Origin of the sequence: Acinetobacter sp. TWP2-2-3 (assembly GCF_049896445.1) — a bacterium.
Lineage (GTDB): Bacteria > Pseudomonadota > Gammaproteobacteria > Pseudomonadales > Moraxellaceae > Acinetobacter.
This window is the reverse complement of the sequence record NZ_JAFCUI010000005.1, coordinates 62,198-87,725: the sequence shown is the minus strand read 5'-3', so window position 1 is coordinate 87,725 and position 25,528 is coordinate 62,198. Positions and strand designations below refer to the sequence as shown.

The 25,528-nt window shown below is 44.3% G+C and carries 26 protein-coding genes and 2 pseudogenes; 8 read left to right on the top strand and 20 right to left on the bottom strand.

Features of this window, described 5'->3' with window-relative positions; all coding sequences use genetic code 11:
* Positions 1–45: 45 nt before the first annotated feature.
* Positions 46–2,169 carry a catalase HPII gene (gene katE / locus ACP7AK_RS08870; RefSeq protein WP_425879631.1) on the bottom strand — a complete coding sequence of 708 codons (2,124 nt, stop codon included), beginning with the start codon at positions 2,167–2,169 and terminating at the stop codon, positions 46–48.
* Between the two features lie 759 nt (positions 2,170–2,928).
* Here katE and ACP7AK_RS08865 point away from each other — a divergent pair.
* Positions 2,929–3,426: a Dps family protein gene (locus tag ACP7AK_RS08865; protein WP_180037591.1), complete on the top strand. Its 498-nt coding sequence runs from the start codon at positions 2,929–2,931 to the stop codon at positions 3,424–3,426.
* A gap of 332 nt (positions 3,427–3,758) precedes the next feature.
* Here the strand turns inward: ACP7AK_RS08865 and ACP7AK_RS08860 are convergent, their stop codons facing one another.
* The 6 genes from ACP7AK_RS08860 to ACP7AK_RS08835 form a co-directional block, all read right to left on the bottom strand.
* Complete coding sequence (locus ACP7AK_RS08860) at positions 3,759–4,475, bottom strand: ABC transporter ATP-binding protein (RefSeq protein ID WP_425879628.1); 717 nt, start codon at positions 4,473–4,475, stop codon at positions 3,759–3,761.
* Entirely contained in the window at positions 4,468–5,691 is a 1,224-nt protein-coding gene (locus tag ACP7AK_RS08855) for an ABC transporter permease (protein ID WP_004646197.1), read from the bottom strand. The genes ACP7AK_RS08860 and ACP7AK_RS08855 overlap by 8 nt, the downstream gene beginning before the upstream one ends.
* Complete coding sequence (locus ACP7AK_RS08850) at positions 5,688–6,911, bottom strand: efflux RND transporter periplasmic adaptor subunit (protein ID WP_425879626.1); 1,224 nt, start codon at positions 6,909–6,911, stop codon at positions 5,688–5,690. The genes ACP7AK_RS08855 and ACP7AK_RS08850 overlap by 4 nt, the downstream gene beginning before the upstream one ends.
* A 341-nt stretch (positions 6,912–7,252) precedes the next feature.
* Positions 7,253–8,776 carry a M81 family metallopeptidase gene (locus ACP7AK_RS08845; protein WP_425879624.1) on the bottom strand — a complete coding sequence of 508 codons (1,524 nt, stop codon included), beginning with the start codon at positions 8,774–8,776 and terminating at the stop codon, positions 7,253–7,255.
* Positions 8,777–8,806: 30 nt separating this feature from the next.
* Complete coding sequence (locus ACP7AK_RS08840) at positions 8,807–9,160, bottom strand: hypothetical protein (protein WP_253174447.1); 354 nt, start codon at positions 9,158–9,160, stop codon at positions 8,807–8,809.
* A gap of 9 nt (positions 9,161–9,169) precedes the next feature.
* Positions 9,170–10,135 (bottom strand): MFS transporter, encoded by a 966-nt coding sequence (locus tag ACP7AK_RS08835; protein WP_425879621.1) that lies wholly within the window; start codon positions 10,133–10,135, stop codon positions 9,170–9,172.
* 118 nt (positions 10,136–10,253) lie between these two features.
* Here ACP7AK_RS08835 and ACP7AK_RS08830 point away from each other — a divergent pair, with 118 nt between their 5' ends.
* Both ACP7AK_RS08830 and ACP7AK_RS08825 read left to right on the top strand, forming a co-directional pair.
* Positions 10,254–10,793, top strand: a complete 540-nt coding sequence (locus ACP7AK_RS08830; protein WP_425879619.1) for a LysR family transcriptional regulator — start codon at positions 10,254–10,256, stop codon at positions 10,791–10,793.
* A complete protein-coding gene (locus ACP7AK_RS08825) occupies positions 10,754–11,191 on the top strand; it encodes a substrate-binding domain-containing protein (protein WP_425879782.1) in 438 nt (145 codons plus the stop codon). The genes ACP7AK_RS08830 and ACP7AK_RS08825 overlap by 40 nt, the downstream gene beginning before the upstream one ends.
* 323 nt (positions 11,192–11,514) lie before the next feature.
* Here ACP7AK_RS08825 and ACP7AK_RS08820 read toward each other — a convergent pair.
* Positions 11,515–12,511, bottom strand: a pseudogene (locus ACP7AK_RS08820) (Fic family protein).
* 205 nt (positions 12,512–12,716) lie between these two features.
* Here ACP7AK_RS08820 and ACP7AK_RS08815 point away from each other — a divergent pair.
* Entirely contained in the window at positions 12,717–13,394 is a 678-nt protein-coding gene (locus tag ACP7AK_RS08815) for a cupin domain-containing protein (RefSeq protein WP_425879617.1), read from the top strand.
* A gap of 162 nt (positions 13,395–13,556) precedes the next feature.
* Positions 13,557–14,288, top strand: a complete 732-nt coding sequence (locus ACP7AK_RS08810; protein ID WP_005247051.1) for a Fic family protein — start codon at positions 13,557–13,559, stop codon at positions 14,286–14,288.
* A gap of 99 nt (positions 14,289–14,387) precedes the next feature.
* Here the strand turns inward: ACP7AK_RS08810 and ACP7AK_RS08805 are convergent.
* The 8 genes and pseudogenes from ACP7AK_RS08805 to ACP7AK_RS08770 form a co-directional block, all read right to left on the bottom strand.
* A pseudogene (locus ACP7AK_RS08805) lies at positions 14,388–14,664 on the bottom strand (IS3 family transposase); the annotation flags it as partial.
* Between the two features lie 95 nt (positions 14,665–14,759).
* On the bottom strand, positions 14,760–15,380 hold the full coding sequence (locus ACP7AK_RS08800; RefSeq protein WP_005247052.1) for a class I SAM-dependent methyltransferase: 621 nt from the start codon (positions 15,378–15,380) through the stop codon (positions 14,760–14,762).
* A gap of 29 nt (positions 15,381–15,409) precedes the next feature.
* Complete coding sequence (locus tag ACP7AK_RS08795) at positions 15,410–15,745, bottom strand: carboxymuconolactone decarboxylase family protein (protein ID WP_005247053.1); 336 nt, start codon at positions 15,743–15,745, stop codon at positions 15,410–15,412.
* A 47-nt stretch (positions 15,746–15,792) separates the two neighbouring features.
* A complete protein-coding gene (locus tag ACP7AK_RS08790; protein WP_032051543.1) occupies positions 15,793–16,188 on the bottom strand; it encodes a rhodanese-like domain-containing protein in 396 nt (131 codons plus the stop codon).
* Positions 16,189–16,284: 96 nt separating this feature from the next.
* Positions 16,285–17,067, bottom strand: a complete 783-nt coding sequence (locus tag ACP7AK_RS08785) for a sulfite exporter TauE/SafE family protein (protein WP_005247055.1) — start codon at positions 17,065–17,067, stop codon at positions 16,285–16,287.
* 68 nt (positions 17,068–17,135) lie between these two features.
* Positions 17,136–18,008, bottom strand: a complete 873-nt coding sequence (locus tag ACP7AK_RS08780) for an MBL fold metallo-hydrolase (RefSeq protein ID WP_005247056.1) — start codon at positions 18,006–18,008, stop codon at positions 17,136–17,138.
* Positions 18,009–18,010: 2 nt separating this feature from the next.
* Complete coding sequence (locus ACP7AK_RS08775; protein ID WP_005404969.1) at positions 18,011–18,427, bottom strand: DUF6691 family protein; 417 nt, start codon at positions 18,425–18,427, stop codon at positions 18,011–18,013.
* A gap of 1 nt (position 18,428) precedes the next feature.
* Positions 18,429–18,845, bottom strand: a complete 417-nt coding sequence (locus ACP7AK_RS08770; RefSeq protein ID WP_005247059.1) for a YeeE/YedE family protein — start codon at positions 18,843–18,845, stop codon at positions 18,429–18,431.
* A gap of 120 nt (positions 18,846–18,965) precedes the next feature.
* On the opposite strand from ACP7AK_RS08770, the gene ACP7AK_RS08765 reads away from it, so the two are divergent.
* Entirely contained in the window at positions 18,966–19,274 is a 309-nt protein-coding gene (locus ACP7AK_RS08765; protein ID WP_005251415.1) for an ArsR/SmtB family transcription factor, read from the top strand.
* Between the two features lie 155 nt (positions 19,275–19,429).
* On the opposite strand, the gene ACP7AK_RS08760 is transcribed toward ACP7AK_RS08765, so the two are convergent.
* From ACP7AK_RS08760 to dsbD, 4 genes are all read right to left on the bottom strand, one after another.
* Positions 19,430–19,531 carry a hypothetical protein gene (locus ACP7AK_RS08760; protein ID WP_289844973.1) on the bottom strand — a complete coding sequence of 34 codons (102 nt, stop codon included), beginning with the start codon at positions 19,529–19,531 and terminating at the stop codon, positions 19,430–19,432.
* A 64-nt stretch (positions 19,532–19,595) separates the two neighbouring features.
* The gene (gene dsbG / locus ACP7AK_RS08755) at positions 19,596–20,336 is read right to left on the bottom strand and encodes a thiol:disulfide interchange protein DsbG (RefSeq protein ID WP_016659404.1); all 741 of its coding nucleotides are present in this window, start codon (positions 20,334–20,336) and stop codon (positions 19,596–19,598) included.
* 19 nt (positions 20,337–20,355) lie between these two features.
* On the bottom strand, positions 20,356–21,204 hold the full coding sequence (locus tag ACP7AK_RS08750; RefSeq protein ID WP_425879612.1) for a prolipoprotein diacylglyceryl transferase family protein: 849 nt from the start codon (positions 21,202–21,204) through the stop codon (positions 20,356–20,358).
* Positions 21,201–23,138: a protein-disulfide reductase DsbD gene (gene dsbD, locus ACP7AK_RS08745; protein ID WP_045796119.1), complete on the bottom strand. Its 1,938-nt coding sequence runs from the start codon at positions 23,136–23,138 to the stop codon at positions 21,201–21,203. Before dsbD ends, ACP7AK_RS08750 begins: the two co-directional genes overlap by 4 nt.
* Before the next feature lie 108 nt (positions 23,139–23,246).
* On the opposite strand from dsbD, the gene ACP7AK_RS08740 reads away from it, so the two are divergent.
* On the top strand, positions 23,247–23,921 hold the full coding sequence (locus ACP7AK_RS08740; protein ID WP_005247066.1) for a response regulator: 675 nt from the start codon (positions 23,247–23,249) through the stop codon (positions 23,919–23,921).
* Positions 23,914–25,296 (top strand): sensor histidine kinase, encoded by a 1,383-nt coding sequence (locus ACP7AK_RS08735; RefSeq protein ID WP_005247067.1) that lies wholly within the window; start codon positions 23,914–23,916, stop codon positions 25,294–25,296. Before ACP7AK_RS08740 ends, ACP7AK_RS08735 begins: the two co-directional genes overlap by 8 nt.
* Positions 25,297–25,528 lie beyond the last annotated feature (232 nt).

The following is a 25,528-nucleotide window of genomic DNA, read 5'->3' as shown; positions in this document are numbered from 1 at the left end:
AGGATAGAAGCCGGAGCCTCTATCCTCTAACATAAATTGGATCGTTTAGGCAGGAATTGCTTCCGCAATCGCTTCACGCGCCCAGACACGATGGTTCAGGATCAAAGTCTTGAAGCTATCTTGTACTGCTTCAAACTGTCCGTTTGCCAGAGTTCCTTCATCGCTAACCAAGCGCAGATCCTCAATCAGCTTGCCTTTATCGCCCAGGAACACAATCGGTTTTAAATGCTTGTAGGCTTCCAGCAGATAATGAGTCGCCACACCGTCTTTCATTACCACATCGTAATTATCACCGTCAGCAATCACCACGGCATCATAGGCAATGGATGGTTCTGCTTTTTGCATACCATCGGAAGGAATCACCTCGCCTTGCTGACCCAGTACCGGGCCCGGTTTTGGGGTCAGTACATCGACCACAGCCCCTTCTGATTCTGCCCAAGCTTGAACAGCTTTGATACTGGCCTCATTGGCCTTGTCGTGCACCAATAGCGCAATTTTGCGTGCCTTAATATCTTCAGGTTTAAATGCCTCAAAAGATAAACGTGGTGAAACCTGCACCTCTGGCAATTTTGCCGCCTTTTTCTCTGCCGGAATTTCAATACCCAATTGGTCAGCAACCTGCTGTGCCAAGTCCAGATCGATATTGCAGAGCACTTCAAGTACTTCACGTTCACGAATATATTTGCGCTCCACCTTGCTCAGCTCGAAGACATAGGCATCGACAATATGCTTTTGCTCATGCGGCGTCTGGCTGCGATAGAAAAGACGAGGCTGACTAAAGTGATCACTGAATGATTCGCTACGCTGACGGATCTTGTGTCCATCAATACGTTCCTGATAGCTTTCAAAACCACCGCCTTGTGCTGCTGGCGGGGTTTCAGCCGGCCAGTTATTGTCAATCGAGTTCGGCTCATAACTGGCTTGACCAGTATGTACAATACGCTGATGTAAACCATCACGCTGGTTATTGTGGAATGGACAAACCGGCTTGTTGATTGGAATCTGGTGGAAATTTGGACCACCTAAACGGCTAAGCTGGGTATCGGTATAGGAAAACAGACGTGCTTGTAATAATGGATCATTGGTAAAATCCAGTCCTGGCACAATATGTCCCGGACAGAATGCTACCTGCTCGGTTTCACCGAAGAAATAATCAACATTACGGTTCAGTACCATTCTGCCAATCGGTGTCACCGGCACCAGTTCTTCCGGAATAATTTTGGTCGGATCCAGCAAGTCGAAGTCGTACTTCATTTCATCTTCTTCTGGAACGACCTGTACACCCAGTTCCCATTCCGGATAGTTACCGGAGGCAATCGCTTCATATAAGTCACGACGATGGAAATCCGGATCTTTACCCGCCAGTTTTTGTGCTTCATCCCAGACCAGTTGGGCTAGACCCTGTTTTGGCGTCCAGTGGAATTTAACAAAAACCGCTTTATTCTCGGCATTGATAAAACGGAAAGTATGTACACCAAAGCCTTGAATGGCTCTTAAATTACGCGGAATACCCCGATCCGACATGGCCCACATCACCGCATGTGCAGATTCAGGCACTAAAGAAACAAAATCCCAGAAAGTATCATGTGCAGATGCACCGGTAGGAATCTCGGTCTGAGGTTCAGGCTTAACCGCATGTACAAAATCCGGGAACTTGATCCCATCCTGAATAAAGAATACCGGCGCATCATTTGCCACTAGATCAAAGTTACCTTCATCCGTATAAAACTTGGTCGCAAAACCACGAATATCACGTACCGTATCTGCTGAACCACGCGGGCCCTGTACGGTAGAAAAACGCACAAATACTGGCGTTTGCACATTGGTATTGGTCAGGAAGCCTGCCTTGGTCAGTTTTTCATTACCCGGATAAGCCTCAAAATAGCCATGTGCGCCGACACCACGGGCATGCACAATACGTTCTGGAATTCGCTCATGGTCAAAATGGGTAATTTTTTCCCGGAGAATAAAATCTTCGATCAAGGTCGCACCGCGAACGCCTGCCTTGAGACTGTTCTGGTTATCGGAAATTTTAACCCCTTGATTGGTAGTGAGTGCCTGTTCGGTCGCATCACTGCGATATGCGTCGAGCTGTTCACTTTTTTTATTGGTATTTTGTTTGTCTAAACCGTCTTTACCAGTCGCGGGGCTATTGGCCTTAATTTTCATGATGTATTCCTTGCTGAGCTTGAGTTTAGTTCAGATATTTTTGGTCTATCTCAAAGTCGCTTGAGCTTATATATTGCATGGCTTACCGAATCAAAATCATCCCGCAAGTCAATCTGCTACAGCCGATCCTGTATCAGCCTCACATTTCTTCTGAATATGCTGACTCGAAGCATTTTTGCTCTTCTGGGAATATTGTTATTGGTTTCGCCTGTGTCCTAACATAACTGCATTTGAGAAAGAGATTTATTATTGTTTGTAGTGCCTTGTTTAATTAAGGCAGCATTGTGTTATTTTTTATAAATTTCGGGTTTATTTATGATTTAAATTTTTATCTAAGTTATTTATTTAAAATAAAATATTAAAATTTCACAGAGATATTTCGAAATAAAGATTCAGTATGGTGATATGTGATCTTGCTCACAAATAAGCGTCATAACCCAAAACGATGTTTCAATCCTGAAATGATTAGGACTTTTTAGAAGTTCAATTTGCTATGAGAAATTAACGTGCTACCGCTGAAGTATAGTCAAAATTTGACAGATTTAAATAGTTACAATCTCGCGTCCTGCTTATACATAATGACTAAACTTCCTGCCTTTATATTGAACTAATATCTATAACTTATAACCACTTAAATCTCTTAGCCTGTTAGATCAAATACAAAGTCATAGAGATCATTTCATCTCTTGGCTCGGGCTTCAGATACATCCGACTTTATTTTAATACACAGTATCGCGTTAATTTTGAAGGAGTAAGAGCATGGCCTCTTCTAAAAAAGAATCTAAAGCAATGAAAATTGATATCGGGATTTCGCATGATGATCGCGCCAAAATTGTCGATGGTTTATCCAGACTTTTAGCAGACAGTTATACCCTGTATTTGATGACCCATAATTTCCACTGGAATGTCACCGGCCCCCAGTTCAACAGCCTGCACAACATGTTTATGACTCAATATACCGAGCAATGGAATGCGTTGGACATCATTGCTGAACGTATTCGTGCTCTAGGTTTTGCAGCACCCGGCACTTATAAACAGTTTGTAAAACTCACCTCCATTAAAGAAGTCGAAGGTGTACCTAAAGCTGAAGAAATGATACGTTTACTGGTAGATGCACATGAAACTGTGGCACGTACCGCCAGAAGTATTTTTTCGATCATTGAAGAAGCCAATGATCAGCCGACTGCTGACATTCTCACGCAAAGACTGGAAGTACACGAAAAAACTGCCTGGATGCTGAGAAGTAATCTGGAATAATAAAACCGGATCAAATCTTTGAGAGCAGGCTACCCACAGGATGAAGCGGAAACTTGCGGTAGTGCCATTAAAGTTCGGCTTCATCCTGACGCTTTGATTAGATATGATTTACCGGTGCTCAATGGTTAGATCAAGCTAAAAAACAGAATCATTAAAATTAAACCGTCAAAATTTAAGGATGTAGGCAATCGCCTACATCCTTTTTTAACAAACAGATTGTTTACAGATTATTTCAATCTCATATATGGCTATCATTTTTTGAAAGCTATAAATCTGAAATATCTTTTCGATCGCTTCAAAAAATTAGCCCTCCTGGCTCCTTACAGTACAGCTTAATCTTGAGGAGAATTGCTCGAATCACTTTCAATCCGGCCATCGACCAGATTGATGGTACGATCACAAGTAGCGGACAGGCGCGGATCATGCGTGACCAAAAGTACGGCGCAGTCGCGTTCACGATGCACTTTACGAAACAGTTCAAACATATCAGCCGCGGTCTGGGTATCCAGATTACCTGTCGGTTCATCGGCCAATAATAATGCCGGCTCAGTAATCAAGGCCCGGGCAATCGCCACCCGCTGCTGCTGCCCTCCAGATAATTCATTCGGTTTACGTTCAGCAAATTTTTCCAGCCCTACTGCCGTCAATAAATCACGTGCACGTTGCATTGCCTGCTGATTCGGTTTGCCATGCGCCATCATTAAAGGCATGAGAATATTATCCAGTGCACTAAAGGCCTGAATCAGATGGTGAAACTGAAATACAAACCCGATGCTGTTACCGCGAAGCGCTGTACGATCGGTGTCATCCATCGCACTGGTAGGTTGTCCCAACAAATACAGCTCGCCACTCGTTGGTTTATCTAGCAGTCCCAGAATATTTAATAAGGTACTTTTACCAGAACCGGAAGGGCCAATGAGTGCAGCAAAGTCGTTGCGATCAATGCGCAGGTCAATGCCATGCAAGACCTCCACTTCATTGGGCTGGCCAATATTATAAGATTTTCGCAGCGCTTCCAGACGCAGAACTTCCTGAGATTGCTCAGACATGACGAATCGCCTCCACCGGATCGAGTGCCGCGGCCCGACGTGATGGCACTGCTGCCGCCAGTACGCCTGTTAATGTGGCCAACAATAGTGCCAATATCACCAGTTCAATCGAAATTGGAATATAGAATAATCCCGGCCCAAAATTATTAAATACCCATACCAGACCATAACTGACTATGCTGCCCAGCACTGAACCGAGCAAGCCAAAGATTGCACCCTGAAACAGAAAAACTCTCAGGATTTGCGATTGGGTTGCACCCGTCGCCCGCAAAATACCAATTTCCCGGGTGCGCTGCACCACACTGACGGACATGACGCTGGCAATCCCGAAAGCCACCGAAATTGCGACAAAGACAATAATCATATTGGTGGACAGGCTTTGTGCAGTAATGGCATTCATCAGTTGGGCATTGGTTTCAATCCAGCTTTCGGCTTTTAATGAGGTCAGGCGTCCGACTTGTGCTGCAACCTGGTCTGCTTCAAAAATATTGGCAATGGTCAGATCAATGACTGTTACTCCGCCTGGCAGGCCGAGTAAGGACTGCGCCTGCTTGAGATCCAGATAAACATAACGCGCATCCAGTTCGCGCACGCCCAGCTCAAAGATACCGGCAATATTCACCAAGGCACTGTTCTGTTGGCCAGTATCGAGTCGCAACTTGCTGCCGACCTGAACACCGAGGTCTTTGGCCAATTGACTGCCAATCAGTACATCATCCGCGCCGACCCGCAACTGGCCACTGATTAAATATTCTTTTAATGGAATGATCTGCTGATAACGTTCTAAATTCATCCCGACCAAGGCCACTGATTCGATCGCATCACCACGTTGTACAAAAGCTGGCCCCGACACCACCGGCGAGACGGAGGTCAGTACAGGCAACTGGTCTAGTGTTTCGGTAATCTGTTGCCAATTGTTAATCGAACGCAGGCGCTGTGCCCGTTTGTCTTCCTGCAATAATTGCACTGTTCCGGCGGGAGGTGACACAATCCGGTTGACTTCATCCGGTGACAGCAGACGAATATGAGCCTGTGTACCTAAGGTTCGTTCAACAATATTGGCTTGCAGCCCCTGAATCAACGCAGTGATAAAGACGATCACCGCTACGCCCACGGCAACCCCGATGGTGATCATGATGGACTGCGCGCGACCCTCGCGCAAAAAACTGACCGCGATTTTCCATTCGATCCAGAGCCGCCCGAATAAATTTTTCAATCGAAGTTCACCGGTAATTCATTTTTACTATTGGCCATATCAGCAGAATTCTGTAATGAACTCTGGTGTGGTTTTAAGCGAACTCTGGTGCCATCCTCCAATGAAGATTCGGCATCTACCAACACCTGATCACCCTCGCTCAACCCGGATTTCACTTCTGACATGGCCAGGCCACGCAAGCCCAAAGTAATCTGCTGACGCTGTATTTTTCCATCACGTACCATTAAGACCACGGCTTTATCTCCCTTGATACTGCTTAAAGCATCATTCGGAATAGCCAGAGCCCGTGCTCGTTTGGCCGTCTCGACATTCACCGATACCGTCATGTCCTGACGCAGAAAATCTGGCACGGGATTGACAGTAAGTCTGACTTCTACCGTACCTCGCTGTGGGTCGATACTTGGTGCAATAAAGTTAATCCGGGCCGGGAAAGACTGATCCGGATAGGCATCGCTAATCACGGTAGCATTTTGCTGTAAGGCCAGTTGCGGTAAATTCCGCTCATCCAGGGGTACCCGGATTTCTGTGTTCCCCGTTAATGCAATGGTAAATAAAGTCTGTCCTGGCTGAACCAGATCACCCGGTTCGACATCGCGTGTCAGCACTGTACCGGCGACTGCAGCCCGAATCTTAGTTTTGGCCAGTTGAGCCTGTGCCACCGCCAGCTGTTCCCGAAGCAATGCTTCTTCGACTTGACCCGCAGCCAATGCTGTTGCTTTTACCCGGGCTGTCTCATAATTATTGCGCGCGACTCGTTCCGCTTCCACAGCCTGTTCGACTTCTTCCCTCGACAGGATGCCGGCTTCTGCATTACGTCTACGTGCTGCTTCTCGGCTGGCCTGCTCCAACTGGGCTTTGGCACTGGCCAGTTCTGCTGCAGCCTGTGGCCGTCGGCTGCTTGCCAATTCAGTCAATGCCAGCTCAGCCTGTCTGACTTGGGCCAGCAATTCATCCGACTTCAATACCACTAGCAGATCACCCGGTTTAACCTGATCGCCTTCCTGCACCAGACGTTGCAGAACCACAGCACTAATTTCACTGCCTACCTGGGCACGTGATACTGTCGCAACACGTCCGGTCGCAACAACATTTTGTACTAGCGGCATGGCACTCAGCGTATAACTGGGCACCACTGGCCCCTGCCACCAGCGAAATAGAGCAAACCCTACTGCCAGTAGCAATACGATAATGAGCAAAATTTTATAGCGGGCAGCGCGCAATGAAAATCTCCGGTTGATTCGTCTAATTTAAAATAAGAAAGTCAAAACTGTATTTATTTTTTCCCCTAAGGTTTAATTTACAACAAGTTTCTAATTGGAATTATAGGTATTTTATTGAGTTTGAAAAGAATGTTGAGTTCCTGTCCACTTTTATGAGCTAGCTTAAGTCGGTGTCAGTGAATTTAATCAATAACAGATCCAGACACGGGATCAGGTAACAGAAAATTGTATTAAATTTCTCTTGAGTTCAAGGAATGGGAGCTTTCATTAAAAAACAGGCTAGATCATGATAGAGCTCGCCTGTTCAATCGCTTGGGTGTTAATTGGATATTAGTTAAATGTTAGACCGTACGACGCAATGGCTGATCACGTTGCGCCAGACTTTTGCCCATCGGCACGAGTCGTCTATCAGGATCAATCTTTTGCCAAGGCAGATCATTCGGGTCTGCTTTCATGGCACCAGGCGCTTTCGCGACCAAAATGGCAGCAGCCATGTCCTGAAAATCTGCACGAAAATGTACCGAGCTTTTCACCACGATGATCGATTTATCTTGAGGCACAACACCAAAAATTCTAAACATATTACGATCGAGCAACTGGGCTTTGTAGGAACTGACTGCAATTTCAATACCATCTATTTCCAGTAATACACTCGGGCCGATATCCGCCTCGACGCCATGCATCATGGGCCCGCCATAGCTGAATTTCCCATCGCTATAGGCTTTGATTTTAAATTCAGCGCTAAATAGAGCATCCCCCGCAATACCTGATGTTCCACCCAGTTTCGCATAAAAATACTGACCAAGTTCAAGCTGATAGGCTTGCCGTACTACCACGGGATCTACGATGAGGCCAATCAGTGCATTTTTAACCTGATGCCGATGTAGCGCCGATAGCATCCCGGTCGTATTCGAATCACCACCGGCTCCCGGATTATCCTGAGTATCTGCAATCACCACGGGTCTGGTCGAATGATGCTGTTGATAAAGTTGAAGTGCCTGCAGCACGGCATGATCTGGTGATAAGAAATCTATATTCCAATGCGCTTCTTGTTGCAGCACATGGGCGATATAGCCTTGCATAGCCTGATCTAACTGCATAACGTTTTCACTATAGCCCCAGATACAACCGCCACATTCGGCAAAATCTGCTGCCGGAAAACCCGGCGTGAAATTCATCTGGACAGAATTATTTTGCTCTAGCTGTTCAAGTAAACTCATACAAGACTGGGTAGGTTCCAGCTCGGTACATTGTGCATTCAGCGCAATCAAAAACGGCAGCTTATACATTTTCTTGTGCAGCTTTTTACCCCGGAATATTTGATCCAGCAGTTGGGCACAGCGTTGTCCGGTTTGAGCCATATCTACATGCGGATAGGTCCGATAGCAAATCAGCACATCACTATGGGCAAACATCGCTTGCGTGACATTGGCATGGAAATCCAGACTGGCAATTACCGGAATATCCGGCCCAACTGCTTCACGAACCCGTCTTAACAATTCGCCTTCACCATCATCCACCTGTTCACTGACCATAGCACCATGCAGATCCAGATACACCGCATCTGCCGGATGCTGCTGGATGCTTGCAATAATTTCATCACAGATCCGCTGGTAAGTGTCCTGCTCTACATGCGCTGAAGGTGAAGTGCCCGCCCAGATCACCGGTAAAAGTTGATACCCGAATTGTTCCGCTTGTTGAATAAAACCACCAATCGGAATGTTCTGTTCCCGAAACTTCAGGATATCTGCGCCGCGGCTAAGCGGCGGAAATCCCCCACCCTGGACAAAATCGGCGTAGCTTGCTTTGGTCGGGGCAAAGGTATTGGTTTCATGTTGAAAGCTCGCAATGATGATTTTCTTCATATCCTGAATCCTTCCTATGCTACGTATTGATTATTTATCGACAATTAAGGCAGCGCGTGTTACTTGCTCGGGAACAACTTGCTTTTTCAGTCTGAAGGCATAAATCAGGAAAGCGCCACCGAGCATCATGATCACAGCAATCGTGAACCAGCCTGCCAGCATGGAACCGGTCATTGACTGTGCCATGCCCATAATATTTGGACTGACAAAACCACCGAGTAATCCGATATTGTTAATCAGGGCAATTCCGCCTGCTGCCGCACTACCGCTTAAGTATTTCGATGGAATTGACCAGAAAATGGTATAGGCACTAAACATAAAGGCCGTTGCGGTACAGATCGCAATAAAGGACAGCAGGAAATTCGCACTGATCACCGACAACATCAAGCTGACTCAGGCCAATACCGTCGGCACTACACAATGCCATTTCCGTTCCTGCCATTTGTCCGAGCTGCGGGCAAAAATGATCATGAAAATTGCACCGCATAAATATGGAATCGCCACCAGCCAACCAATCATCTGCAAATTTTGGATACCGCCCGACTTCAGTAAAGATGGTAGCCAGAAGCCAATCGCATAGATCCCACAGATAATGGTGAAGTAGGCCAAGGCCATGAAATAAATCCAGGGATCCTTTAATACCGCTTTAAAATTACTATGACCAGTGGCAGACTGATGTTGGGAAATTTCTTTCACCAATAAGGCTTTGTCCTCTTGAGACAGCCATTTTGCTTGTGAAGGATGATCGGTTAAATAAAAGTACGCTACGCAACCCAATAGCACGGTTGGCACAGCTTCTAATAAAAATAACCATTGCCAGCCAGAAAGATTATAAATCTGATGGAAAGTACTCATAATTTGCGTCGATAACGGCGCACCTAACATGCCAGCGAGCGGCCCAGCCAGCATAACAATCGCCATCACACGTGCCATGCGTGCACCGGAATACCAATAGGTCAGATAGAAAATCATGCCCGGGGCAAAACCGGCTTCGAATACACCCAACAAAAAGCGCAAGATATAAAACATTTGTGGGGTGGTGACAAACAGCATCGACATGGAGGTCAGGCCCCACAAAATCATGATACGGGTAATGGTTTTTCTGGCGCCGACTTTTTCAAAATACAGGTTGGTCGGCACTTCAAACAGCACATAACCTAAAAAGAATATGCCGGCTGCCATGCCATAAATTGCATCGTTAAAGCCCAGCTCCTGTTGCATTTGCAACTTGGCAAATCCGATATTGATCCGGTCCAGATAAGCAAAGAAATAACACAGCAATAAAAATGGCAGTAGCCGCCAGCTTACTTTCTTGTAAATCTGGTCTAACCGTTGTTGACGGGAGGTCATTAAATCCATCTAAAACTCCTTTTTATCTAGATCTTCTTATTGTTCAAAATCCATGTAAGCATGCTCCTGACTTGATAACAATGTAATTTATTCGGCATACTGATGCTTTTAAGGCATCAGAGTTTTTATGGACAGAAACTTGCAATTCCTTGCGCCACTGAACGGAATCAATGAAAAGCGTTTGCGTTATTTCTATACGGTGATGATGTTCGGTTCGATGCGCAAAGCGGCAGATATCCTGAATATTAAACAGTCCGCCATGAGCCGACAAATTCAACTCTTTGAATCTGAACTAAAAATAAACCTGTTCAAACGTAAGGGGCGGCATATTATTCCGACTGAAGCCGCCTATCTGGTACTTGAGTATTTTAAGGAAAATAAGAATCGTGAAAATGAATTATTTGACAGTTTATTTCAGCTGCAATCTTCTCAACTTGGCAAAGTGAACATTGTTTCAAGTGAAAGTTATATGCAACACATGATTTATGATGTACTTCGACATGTGCACCATAAATATCCAAATCTTGAAATCCAGTTAGAATTAATGAGTGCCCAGCATGTAGTACGACATATCGTGGACAGCCTAGCGCATATTGGACTTGCGTATAACCCCCATTTCATACAGACATCAGCACCATTGCCCATAAAACAGAACCTTTTATTCTAGCTGTTCCTGCCGATCATCCTCTTGCCAAGCTCAAGCATCGCATTTGCCTATCTGAAATTTCAGCCTATAAATTTGCCTTAATGCCTGTGGGGCATGGTTTTCGTCAGCTACTCGACAGTGAAATGGTGCGCTTACAAGTGAACCTGAATATTAGCCTGACCACCAATTCTATTTATGCCTTAAAAAATTATGTGGTGGCTGGACATGGGATTTCCGCCATGCGCTATGCAGATATCGCAGATGCAGTTAAAGAAGGTCAGGCCGTTGCCTTAACTATTGATTCCGAACTGTGCAACACGGCTCAAACCCAATTGATGGTACGTAAAAATACCCATTTGTCAGAGTCGAAGCATTTATTGATTGAGCGTATTCGCTCTAGTTTTGATTTGATTTTTTAAATCGCTTATAAAATTTAGGCAATAAAAAAGCCAATTAAATAAGCGGCTGATTTATAAAAAGAATTTTGGTGGAGGTGGCGTCAATTGAACTCAAAACCCAACCTATTAATTTAAAAGCTCTTTTATTGAATAAAAAAACTCATTGACCCAATTTTGACCCAACTTAGATTTAGTGCATTGAATAACTTTAAAATCTTATTCAAATTCAGGATTTGAAATGGCGTACGACATTATAGCAGAACATTATAAGAAATATAAATGCAACGTTATAACATTTCATTTCACTCCTTGTGATATTAATAATCCCTTCAACCTTATTATGACTAAATTTTTAATTTGTATTTTTGCTTAGGACTCTTAGGCTTATCAGGAAGGGTGCGTTCAACCACACCGGCTTCTAATGCTAGAGTCAAATAATTTTTTTATAATGTTGCTCGGTGGGACAAGTCTAATAGAGCCATCAACTCAGTTAGGCTATATTCCTTCTGCTCCATATTCTGGATGAGACGTTTAACTTGATCGCTAACTTGTACGCTAGCTTGAGCGGTATCTTGATCGCTGGCATCAGAACTGAGTATTGCATCTAGAATCATCTGCAAAATAAACTCAATAAAAGGTGCAGAATCTGAGTGATCTGTGCTCGCTTGCAATGCATCGTAATAAGCTTTTTAATTTTGATAAATCAAGCTTTCAACAGGGATATTGAGAAAAATTGGATTCCACTGGCTTAAGATTAAAGTTTGCCATAAACGTCCCATACGCCCATTGCCATCAGCAAATGGGTATATAAACTCAAACTCATAATGAAATACTGAACTCTGAATTAGTGGATGCTCATTGCCTTCAGCCAACCACTGCAATAGCTCTCCCATTAAAGGGTGGACTTGATTTGCAGGCGGAGCCATATGCCCGACTCGATCCCCTGACATCACACCAACACCACCATGACGATACTGCCCAACCTCATCAATCAGTCCTGTCATCAATATTTGATGTGCTTTCAGCAAATGAGATTCTTGATCAGGATTCCAATCTTGAATTTCCTCATATGCTTTTAGTGCATTACGCACCTCTTGAACTTCTTTAGATGTAGCGATAATGGGCTTGCCATTCAGGATCGCTGTGATTTGCTCTGTACTCAAGGTATTATTCCCTTCAATTGCTAAAGCCCCTTGAATCGTTCGAATACGATTGGCTTTTCGCAATTTAAGGCTATCTTGGGTTGGGGTTAATGCAGTCAAACTGCCCTATTGATTCACTAATTTGTGCAATCAAGTGAATAATTTTAGAGGTGATCGTATAAGGCGGTTGATATTTCATGCCATTCCTAATTGATGTAAAAACAAAGCACAGTTGATTAAACTCTAAAATATTAATATTTCATAGCTTAGTGAGTGATATCTGCTATCAACATGTTTATCTTTTCTGAATCTGAAACAGTGAGCTAACTAATCGCTATTTCTTTTAAAATAAACCTATGTATTCTCGTTAAAATACGTAGGTTTCTTCATTACAGGACAGCATTATGTTTATTCATGCCGACTTCTCACAACCCGTCATCATCAAGCCAGAAGATTACCATTGGGTGAAATCTCCAGGAGGTGAAGTCGATAGAATGATGCTTGATCGTATTGGCGATGAGAAAGCACGTGCAACTAGTCTTGTGAAATACGCACCAGAATCTACCTTTCCTGAACATCAACATCCTTTGGGTGAAGAAGTCCTCATCTTGTCAGGCATTTTTACCGAGAATGCTGTAGATGATTATCCAGCAGGCTGGTATTTACGTAACCCCCATCATTCAACTCATCGGGTTTCCAGTAAAGCAGGTTGTTTAATCTTTGTGAAACTGATGCAAATGACTGAACATGAGGCAGAACCCACCCGAATTAATACCAATGATCCAACAAATTGGAAGCTTACCGAACATCGGATGATATGCCCGTTATTTCAATCGGAACATGAGCAGACCTATTTAGAAAAGCTAAAACCTGATCAAATTTTCGTAGAGAAATCAGAACAAGGGATTGAGTTACTAATTATCAAAGGTCAATTATTTTGTGGCGCTGAAATATATCTAGCAGGTTCATGGGTCCGTCTTCCCATCAATAGTGCTGCTAAATTTCAGGCTGGTCCATCAGGCGCAATGCTTTATGTCAAAACTGGTCATCTACAACATGCCATAGATGTATGGGTGAAATGAACAATAATGTATCTTCAAAATAAGGCTGTCTTGTGTCTAGAATACTGGAAGCCGTCCAGTTACCACTTTTATAATCAGTACAAAATGTAATGATATATCACTACATTTCTGATATTCCTTTTTTCATGTATTATCGACTAAGACAAATTGAAGGATAAGGTTATGTTTGAAACTATTGATAATTTAAAGAAAAAATTAGATCAACATCGCCCTCTCTCTCCGTCAATTGTCAAAAACTTACAAGAAGATCTTATTGTCCGTTGGACCTATCATTCGAATGCAATTGAAGGTAATACACTTACCCTACTAGAAACAAAAGTAGTACTGGAAGGTATTACTGTTGGTGGAAAGGCATTAAGAGAACACTTCGAAGCGATCAACCATAGAAATGCAATTTACTATGTTGAAGATATCATTCGGAAAGAGGAGCCTTTTTCTGAATGGCAAATTCGTAATATCCATCAGCTTATCTTAAAGAATATTGATGATGATAATGCTGGACGTTATCGTCAGCAAAATGTCCTGATATCCGGTGCTACGTCTACCCCGCCTGATTACACATTATTAAATGACAAGATGGCTCAACTGATCGATTGGTATAACAGCGACGCACATAAACTCCATCCAATTGAACGTGCAGCCAAAGTACATGCTGATTTTGTTGGCATTCATCCATTCATTGATGGCAATGGTCGCACATCACGTCTTTTAATGAACCTAGAATTACTTAAAGCTGGTTATCCACCTTGTGTGATTACTGTAGAAAATCGCTTAGCTTACTATGAAGCGCTTGATCAGTGGATGGCTTATGGGAAAACTGAAGCTTTTATTCAATTAGTTTCCGAGGCTGTATTAGAGGGTTTTAAACCGTATCAGGTGGTTTTAGGGATTTAAAATAAAAGATCAGCTTGTACGATATTATCAATTAGAACAATAAACTGTGGGTAATCCTATAGCTTGGACTGTTCCCAGTATCCTAGACATGAAGTAGCTTCATTTTGAAGCTATCTCAAATGCTTCTGGACTCATTCCATCGAGATGCGAATGACGCCTACCGATGGTAAAATATCTCGATATAATCAAACACATCCGCACGGGCCATTTCTCATGTTTTATAAATCCTCTTTTTAATTCTTTCCTTCTTTAAACTACTATAAAAGGATTCAGCAACAGCATTATCCCAACAGTTGCCTCTGCGACTCATACTCAGAACCAAATTATGCTTCTGACAGAATCTTTGCCAGTCTCCACTGCTGTATTGTGGGCCTTGAAGGTAGGCTCGATGATATAATAATTAAACTCTAGCCAATTTGGCTGACACAGAATTTTTGAACGCCCTCTCACATTTAACAATTCACTTATTCTCTACTTCCTCACTTGTATCGCAAATTGAATAACATGGCATTTACCACAATGTAATTTTCCCTCATGCCTTTCTTGTTCGCCCACATAAAAATGATGGAGATGGTCCTGCCCAAATACGTCCAGAATGGATCGAGGATCGTATAAATATTCGATATTTTTAGGCCCCCCGGTTTGGTAGTTGATCTGCTCCTTGGAATACAGCTCACCGATAAACCATCCACCGTTTAGCAAAGATTCTCTTATGCCTGCTAAAATCTGTTTTTGCGTTTGTGTATCGAAATGACCAAATACACAAATCACGTTTTGATAACGCTCGGACGGCCATTTCGCTGCTGTTAAATCCACATTTTTGAGTTCGAGCTTTATCCCTGTGGCTTCGGCCTTGCTAGACAGATGCTTCAAGGCAACATCGGAATAATCCCAGACTTCTGCCGAAAAAGAATAATTATGCTGTCTTGCCTGCTCAGCCAGGTACAGGATATTCCTTCCTTCTCCTTCAGCAATTGCCAGTGTTTTACCTTCTATCCGGATTTTTTCCGTAACCTCCTGGATAAACAGGTTTGCTGCTGTGCCGTACAGGTCCTGCGTCTGGGCATACAATTCATTCCAGTGCTGACTCATTTCATCCCTCCATTTACTTGACTATCCAATCAGCCGGAAAATTCTTTAAAGGCATCCAGTGCATTTGCGGCATACATCAATGAAGGTCCACCGCCCATATATACCGCAACGCCCAGAACTTCCTCCAGCTCCTGCAGGGTCATGCCCATTTTGACCAGGGTTCTGACATGAAAGCCGATACAACCATCACAACGTGATGCGACACCAATCGCCAAGGCAATCAGCTCCTTGGTTTTAGGATCAATCACACCATCACGCATTGCGGTCTGGGACAACTGATTGAAACTTTTCATTAAATCAGGTGAATCTTGAGTTAAGGTTCTTAAACTGCCTGAAATGTTCTGGGTTAATTCTTTGTATTTCATCACTGCTTCTCACATTCAACAATACGGTTGTTCACCTATTCAACGGCTTATTTTTCTACCGGATAGCCCTGCTCTAGCCAGGCCTGATAACCACCCTGAACTGACTTGACCTGGGTAAAACCCATGTTTTGTAAGGTATCGGTTGCCAATGCGGAACGTCCACCCGTACCACAGATCAAATAGATCGGCTGATCTTTAAGGTGTTCCAGTGCCTGCTGGGTATCGCAATGATGACTGGCTAAAGGATGCTGGTGAATTCTCATTTCCAAAACACCACGCGGATAATTCACCGCCCGGTCTATGGCTGCCGCCTGAAACTCATCCGGTTCCCGAACATCAATCAGAATGGTTTTATGGTTTTGCATCGCTTCAAACAGTTCAGCTACACTTACTTCCTGAATCTGGCTTTTCGCATTCAGAATCAATTGCTCTGCAGTTTTCATCATTTTCATTCTTCCTCGGCTATTAAAATTATATTTTGTATAAACGATGCTCAGGTCGATTAAAAGCGCTTGAGTTAAAGTTCCCAACCGGCTGTTTTAGCCCATGAGCGCTGAATAGATTAAATACATCGCCACCCCAACCACGGTAGTGGCAAATATTTTCTGTACCTTGTTACTGTCAATCCGCTGCATCAGACTGCGTCCAATTAACATCCCGACAATACAGGCCAGGACAAAGGTCAGCGTAACCGAAACAGGATATTGAAAGCCATCCAGCACGTGTGCAGAAATACTGACCCCACCAATCAGGAAAATAATCATCAGGGAAGTCGCAACGATACTGCGCATATCAAGGTCGGTGAATTTACGCAGGGCTGGAACAATGACAAAACCCCCACCCACGCCAAGCAGACCGGTTAATAAACCTGCCACAACACCAATACCTGCCAGGAAAGAGGCCGTTTTGACATTCCAGATCAGACGACCGGTCGATTGATTGACCTTGCACGGTGCATTGCCATGATCGGTCACTTTATTAAAGAAGATTCGATAAGCCACGATCAGCATGACCAGACTGAAAGCCAGCGTCAGCCAGACCGGAGAAACGATATCGGCCAGATGCACGCCATAACGCGCTGTAGGAATACTGATCAGTGCGATCCAGAGCGCAGCGCGATAACGCACAATACGCTTGAATAAACCCTCGAACGTTCCGACCAAGGCCGACAGCGTGACTGCCAACAAACCTACCGGTGCAGCCTGTGCCACAGTCCAACCCTGACTCGCCATCAGTGCCGGTACAGCCAGAATTCCGCCACCAGCACCGGTTAGACCCAGCAAGCCACCAATCGCCAATCCTTCCAGTATTAATGCCCACATCGCTCTCTCCCTTATCCACAAAAATGATTCAATAAAAGTTGAACTTTTTGTTGAATCACGACACAAGCTTATTTGAAGTAGTTAAGAGGAAGCTTGAGGTAAGAAACACCATTGGCTTCAGGCTCAGGAAACTGCCCTGCTTTCATATTGATCTGAATTGCCGGTAGAATCAGCTTAGGCATATTGAGTCCTGAATCCCGCTGGTTGCGCATCTGAGCAAATTCAGCTTTACTGATTCCCTGATGAATATGAATATTCTGTGTCTTTTGTGTCTGTATATCAGATTCACACACATAGGATTCACGTGTTTCAGGCAAATAGTCATGACATAAAAAGACCCGCGTATCTTCTGGCAACTGAAACAGGCTTTGTACCGAATCATAAAGCTGTTCTGCGCTGCCTCGCGGGAAGTCACAACGTGCTGTACCATAATCTGGCATAAACAGGGTATCACCCACAAAAACCGCATCACCAATCACATAACTCAGACAAGCAGGCGTATGTCCCGGTGTTGGAATGTTATAAGCCTTCAAGGTTCCGATTTGGAACGACTCATGATCTTTAAATAAATAATCAAAGAGCTGCTGAGCATTCCATTGTTTAATATCCAGATGATAAATCGCGCCAAAAGTTTCCTGAACAATACCAATTTTCTGGCTCATGGCGATCTTGCCACCTAACTCAGCTTTGAGATATTGTGCTGCAGTTAAATGGTCAGCATGGACATGGGTTTCGAGAATCCACTCGACCGTTAAACCCTGCTCTTTAATATAGGCAATAATTTTATCGGCATGAATAGTGGATGTACTTGCTGATGCCGGATCATAATCCAAAACGCTATCAATAATGGCGCAGGCTTTGGTCGCAGGATCACGTACAACATAACTGAAGGTATTGGTATCTTCGTGAAAAAAATCTTTTACTATAGGTAAGTTTGACATCGTTAAGCTCCTGACCATTTACGGTGAATCCATACACCCACCAGCATTGCTACAATAAAATAGAGCACTTGATAGTGGCCCAAACCGATCAAGGTGAAACTTGGTGCCGGACAGATGCCTGCAATGCCCCAACCTGCACCAAATAAAACCGCACCCGTGATCAGTTTTTTATCTATCTGATTATTTTTAGGTAAATCAATAGGTTCATTAAATACTGTTTTTGGTTGCGCCGTACGTAATGCTTTCTGGAAGGGAATAAAGGCCACCGCAATCGCGCCCATCATGACAAAGGCCAGACTGGCATCCCAGTCGCCAAACAGATCCAGGAAATCGAGTACTTTTTCCGGATTGGACATGCCCGATACCATCAATCCCACAGAGAACAGCGCACCAAATAAAAAGGCAAACACATTTTTCATTTTAGAATGCTCCTGTGATATGACGGATAATATAAACAGCGACAAAACCTGCAAACATGAAAGTCATGGTCGCGATGATAGAACGCTTAGACAGGCGACTGATGCCACAAATTCCGTGACCACTGGTACAGCCCGAACCCAGACGTGTCCCAAAGCCCACCAGCAGACCTGCCACAATCATCATCAGTGGGCTAGCATTCAATTCGATTTCAGGTTGTACAAACAGACCATAAATAAACGGTGTGAGGACTAAGCCTAATAAAAACCAGATTGCAGGTGTTTTAAACATGGTTTTTGAGTTTAAGACTTGCCCAATCAAACCACTGATCCCTGCAATACGGCCATTGACGTAAAGATAGCCAACTACAGAAAGCCCGAGCATTAAGCCGCCAATAAATGCGATGAGGAAGTCATGCATGATGAATTAATCCCTATACAATATACTTTTTTATATTATATAATAAAAAATATTAATCAAGCAGTTTTATGGTAAATTATGTAAACTGCACGGGCTACATCAAAAGTTGTGAGGACATTTATGGATATGATTGCTGAAAATGCCAAAATTGATTTTTCTCAAGTCGATTTCGTCAGCCAATGCCTAAAAGTTTTAGCCAATCCTGATCGTCTGAAAATCTTATGTGTTCTGGTCGACGGGGAAATGAATGTTCAGGAAATTGAAGAATCCACTGACATTCATCAACCTACACTTTCACAACAACTGACTGTGCTACGTAAGGCCGACATGGTCAGCACCCGACGTGAGGGTAAACAGATTTTCTATCGTCTGAGTGATCCCAAGGTCTTGAGCCTGATGCAAAAACTGTACGAACTGTATTGCGCCTAGCCCTCCTCTTAATGCAACCAAAAAGAATAACCTTCAATAAATTCCGGCGATCGCAGTGATGCCATCCCCCGTCGATATTGCAGGATCGAGGCGATATTGACCAACAAACCGAATACAATCACCATAATTCCCATCCACTGTGCATAGGCTATTTTTTATGCATAATGTTCATGATCGACCAGTTGTACTAACAGGTTGGATTTTTCAATCACAAAACCCAATGCAATTAATGCCAGACCACTCCGGTTCCATGCCAGAGCGGTTCATTCCAAAGCAAACAATACCCGTGGATGATCCAAAGTGGACATATCTCATCCGATCTTATTGTTCAAAAATTTCTTTGACGTCCATCGCCAGGCCTTGAGTAGATTTAAATTCACCCTGGTTATTTTTCCAGGCCATCGACGGTGTGGAGAAAAAGCCGTATTTCCCCATTAGGGCCTGGTTGGCATCAATTTTTGCAGCAATTTCTGCAGGAATCTTTGCCATTTTCTTGAGCTGCTTTTTGCCTTTATTCTTGTTTATATCATTAAAAACTGCTGCTGGATTTTTCGACATTAACAATGTTGCCACCTGACCACGGCTTTCTTCACGGATCACACCGACCTGAATATGACGCAGCTGTACCTTGCCTGATTCGACCCAAGGCCGAGCCGCCTGCCAGAATTTATAGCAATATGGACAATTCGGATCGGAAAAGACATAAACCACTCGTGGTGCATCCGGCTTGCCATCCTGAATCCAGGTCGATTTTTCCAGGGTTTTCCAGACATCATCCAATACCGCTTTTTTCATATGCTTTTCAATCTGCTCATTGGACAGGCTTTTCCCTTGCGCATCAAACAGTTCGCCCTTGATATAATATTTGTCATCGTTGGAGATAAATACTGTATTGGAGTACTGGTCTTCATGCCCCACCCAACCGGTCATTCCTTGCGGTGCCGGAATCTGTTTTACAAACACAAAACCCTGTTTTTCAATATTCTGTTTAATATTCGCCTGCGTGTGCATGCTCATGATCAGGAACATGCCTGCACCCAGTACCCGGTAAATTCTGTTCATACTAAGTTCTTCCGTTTTTTTAAGGTTGATCTGAAATTCTGTTTAAATATTGCTGCAACATGGCCGGACTGAGTTCCCCCATATGCCGCTCGACCAGCTGGCCTTGAGCATTAAAAAACAGCGTCGTTGGCAGGCCAAAACTATTCAGCTGCTGTGGCAGTTCACCATATGGGTCCAGCAGGACATGTTTAAATTGAAACTGATGTTTTCTTAAATAGGCATTTACGGTGGCTACCTCCTCACCCTGATTCAGCATGACAAAATTCACTTGAGGATGCTGCTTGGCTGCTTTGGCCAATACCGGCATTTCGCGATGACACGGCGGACACCAGCTCGCCCACAAATTAATTACCGTGGGCTGGCCAATGAATTGGCTGAGTGGAATCTTATCTGTACCCAGACGTTCCTGTTCTAGTCCAGCAAAGGCTAGATCAGGAAACGCTGCTTCAGTTTTTAGACTGGATTTGAACGCGAGCCCAAGCCCGATCCAAAGTATAAAGATGATCAACAAGATGGCTTTGAATCGGATCTGCAACTGTCTGTTGCGAATGAGATACCACAAAGCACCAATCAGCACCCCTCCCCATAAATGAAAACCCTTATCCTGGATTTTCAGTATGTCGATGGGTGCTGCAAAATACAGCTCGGCATTGAGCAGGACGAAAACAAGACGTGCACCCAGCATCCCCAGCAAAAAACTGCTCCAGAGTACATCCTGACTTTGTCCAAGCTGCTGTTTAGACCATGAATACTTTCTGGCTAATCCAAACAGGACGGCAGATAACAGCATCAAGCCAGTAGCAACAATTATGAGTGTCCAGGGCAACATCAAAGGTCCCAGATGCAATGCATCACTGGAAATCATCATGGTTGTTCCCCTTGCAGTTGCTGCAATTTACCGAGCAAATGTGTCGCGCTAAAGCTTCCGGTTAAACGCAACTCGCGCTGTTCCTGATGCGCTGCATTTAGAAATATGAAGGTGGGTGGTCCGAGGATTTGCCATTCTTTTAGCAGCTCATCCTGACTTGGATGATAGTGGGTCAGGTCTAATTTGATACGAACCACATTTTGTAAAGCTGTCTGGACATCACTACGTGGAATCACTTCCTTTTCGATCGGTTGACAGGCCACACACCAGTCTGCATAGACATCAATTACAACCGGCTGTGCAGGATGTTTGGCTAAAACCTGTTGCAATTCTGCGGCTGTACTGACTCTCTGCCATTCAAGCCGTGATTCTACATGGGCCACCTGTACCTGACTCCAGACATGATAGAGCTGCATGCCTCCTGCATAGACCAGTAAACCACTGAGCAGCATCAGGCCTATTTTCGCTACAGACCGATGCACATGAGGCAGCATCTTGAACAAGAAGTAGCCTGAACAGGTGATCAGTACCACACCCAAAAGGCTCAGGTATAAAATGCCGGGCAATAGTGGACGGGCGAAATACAAGGCCAGCGCCAGCATGACAAAGCCAAAACTAAACTTCAGGCGATCCATCCATATGCCAGGTTTGGGTAAAAGATGGGACCCAAATACGGCAGCAATAAATAGCGGCAAGCCCAGCCCAAGGCCTAAGACAAACAGATAACTGGCGCCCAGCATCGGTTGATTAAGCTGAGACACATAGATTAAGGCACCGGCCAACGGTGCACTCATACATGGCCCGACAATCAGTGCGGCGATCACGCCCATGAGACCAGCACCAATCAGCGTGCCACCCTTCTGCTTTTGCTGCCATTGATCCAGACGCTGTAACATGCCTTGGGGTAAGGACAGCTGAAATGCTCCAAACAGATTAAGTGCGAACAAAATAAACAGAATGCTGAAAATACTGATGAATACCGGACTTTGAAACCAGCGCTGAAAACTGTAACCGAGCTGTGCCACAGCAAGTCCCATGACCGCATAGACCAGTGCCATACCCAAAACAAAGACCAGCGCAATCAGCGCAGCACGGTAGCCTCGGTGCTGCTGGACCAGAATTCCTGTTAAAATTGGAATTAAAGGTAAAGAACATGGTAAAAATGCCAGCAGAATGCCAAGCCCGAGAAAAATCAGGGCATTAATCAACAGACCTTGTTCCGACAGCAAACTTAAAAAATACTGGTCATTGTTCCACTGGCTATTCATGCCTGCTGACGAAGTTTGATTTTTAGGCTCTGCAATGAGTGAGTCGTTTTTCTCTGTTAATTCCATCTCAGGCTGAACGACAGGTTCGGAAACTGCAGTAACTTGCATTTCCTCTACCTTTTCTTCGGTCAGTGCTTGATCTGTACTTGGAGTTTGCTCTATAGCTTGGAGCTCATCTTTCTGAGCGGTCAGAATCTGTTCGTTTACTTCTGGCTGTGTAGTGCTGGCCAGCAGCTTTTGAGGCTTGCTCAAGTTTTGCGCTGAAAATAAACCATCTGCATCAGTTGTTACTGTGGTGCGTTGCACCGGATAACATAAACCGCTTTCTGCACAGCCCTGCCACTGCACCACAAACTGCTGGTTGGGCTGGACATTCAGATTGGTTTTGACTTGCCCATAATGCACCTGGGTCAAACCGAAATTGGGGTCATCTTTGTCTTCGGGTTTGGGCAATGCCAACTTGACTGGGGTCTGCTGATGAGACACTTTAAGCTGGTCATGATACAGATAATAACCCTCTGCGATTTTCCAGCTAAGCTCTGCCTGAGTCTGGCTTGTAGAAACCACCTGAAACTGAAAAGCCTGATCCGGTGGTAAAAAATCTGCATGTGCAGCTCCCGTCATGATTCCACCGCCGATCACGGCACCCAATATCCACTTCAACATCCAGCTGATCTCCTCCTGTTAGGACTGCATTATTGAAAAACTAAAATTAAGGCAACATTAACAGCCCAAATCATTTATAAAATAATGGTAGTTTGATCAGGATGTTCTATGTTTATTGTATTGGTTGAGGATGATCCCTATATCGCACAGAGCATTTGTGCTGCTCTGAACTATCTGAATATTTCAGTGGAGCATGTCAGTCACGCACGTGCTGCGGATTATTTTATCCGGCATAGTGCAGTCGATTTATGTTTACTGGATTTAGGCCTGCCGGATCAGGATGGCCTGGATTTGCTGCACAGCTGGCGACGCGACCAGATTGATCTCCCGGTACTGGTATTGACGGCACGGCTGCGGACCGATCAGTGTGTTCAGGCCCTGAATGCCGGTGCCGACGACTACCTGACCAAACCTTTTGAATTGGAGGAACTGATTGCTCGGATTCATGCTCTCACCCGTCGCCACCGTGGCTTTGCCTCGAATACACTGCAATTTGATGAACTGGTTCTGAACCGGGATACCCAGACTGTGACCTATCAAGACCAGGCTGTGAATTTATCTCGCCGTGAATTCAGCCTGCTGGAAACCCTGATGAGCCACCCCAACCAGATCCTGAAAAATGAACAGCTTATTGACAAGCTCTATGGCTTCCAGGACTCTATCGAGAGCAATGCCCTGAATGTACACATTTATCACCTAAGACAAAAACTGCATCCAGACTTGATTCAGACCATTCGTGGTGTGGGATATATTTTCAAACCGTTTGAGCAACGTCATGTTTAGTCACAGCTTGAAATGGCGTTTGGTCATGAGTCTTTTGGCCGTGTTTATTGTGTTGTGGAGTGCGGTATTTTCATGGCTGTATATTGACCTGAAACAACGCTTACAAGACACGCTGGATCAACGCTTATCGGCATCTGCGCAAATGGTTGCCCGGCTGATTCAGCAGTTACCGCTGGATAGTCTGGGGGATGCAACCTTATCAAAATTAGCCAAGAATGATGAGGTAAACCAGTTAATTGCCTGTGAAGTCTCTCTTTTTAGCTCTGACGTCTCGGTAGGCAATCAGATCATTGCCAAAACACGCGGTGCCCCAAAAAATTTAAGCCAACGACCAGAAGGATTCAGCACCTGGCAGCAGGGTGATACGGAATGGCGCAGTTATGTCCTGCGTCGTGGCGATATTCAGGTGGTGGCGGCAGAACGCATGTTCTTGAGGGATACCCTACTACAGCAGATTCTGCAGGCCGTACTGGTTCCCTTAGTCTTCTCACTGCTGATCTGTATTGCCTTGATCATCTTTATTATCCGCAGACAGTTCCGGTCTTTGGATCAGCTCAGTCAATACCTGAACCAGAAAAACCTTAACTATTCAGAGGCGGCAGATTTTTTAATGCAGCTCAAGCCTGCAAGCATTCCCCAGGAAGTACAGCCTTTTGTCAACAATTCCACGCAGTTGATTCAGAAAATTAATGACAGTCTGCAACAGGAGAAAGCCTTTAGTGCCTATGCTGCACATGAATTACGCAGTCCCCTGACCGCAATTAAAACTCATGTACAACTGGCCCAGCTGATTAGTCAACAGCAGAATCTGCCTGAATCCATTCAGCACAATTTGCAGCAGGCCAATGAGAGTATCCGGCGTTATACGCTGTTACTCGAGCAGCTTTTATTACTGACCCAATCGGAAAACAGTATCCAGGAAATGACTGAGACTATCTGGCTTCGCCCCACACTTGAGAAGGTCCTTGCAGACTTAAGTACACGCTATCCAGAAATGAATGAAAAAATACAGGTGAACTGGAGCCTGGGTGAAATTCAGCTACCTGAATTTGTGCTGTATACCGTACTGAAAAATCTGCTTGAAAATGCACTGCTGCATGCACAGGCTGCCCATATCTGGATTTCCATGCAGTCTGGTTGCCTGGTGATTGAAGATGATGGACAACAACTTACAGCACAGGATATCCAACATTTAGGACAGCGCTTCTGGCGAAAATCGGCTCAGCAGCATGGCCATGGTTTAGGACTGGCATTAGTTAAAAGCTTGCTAGGCAATTATCAATACCATCTTGGATTTCAGCAGCGTGATCCTGTAGGACTGATCGTTAGCATTCAGGAAGATACTTCAAAAGCGTCACGAGAATTTAAAAAATAACCCTTTGTTTTTAAAAACCTTTTTAATATTGAAAAATCTTGTACTCATTTTTTCTCCAAATTAGATTTAGTGGATTAAATCTCAAAAAATATTTTGTTAAAATTACAGGGGGTTATAATTTATCGATTTGCAAGTTTGTTCTTATATCATGCTAGAATTTCGTTATCTTAAAGAAGACACCCCCCCTCTATTTAGAGCTGAATAGCCACCACTCTCCTAGACAAATATCGTA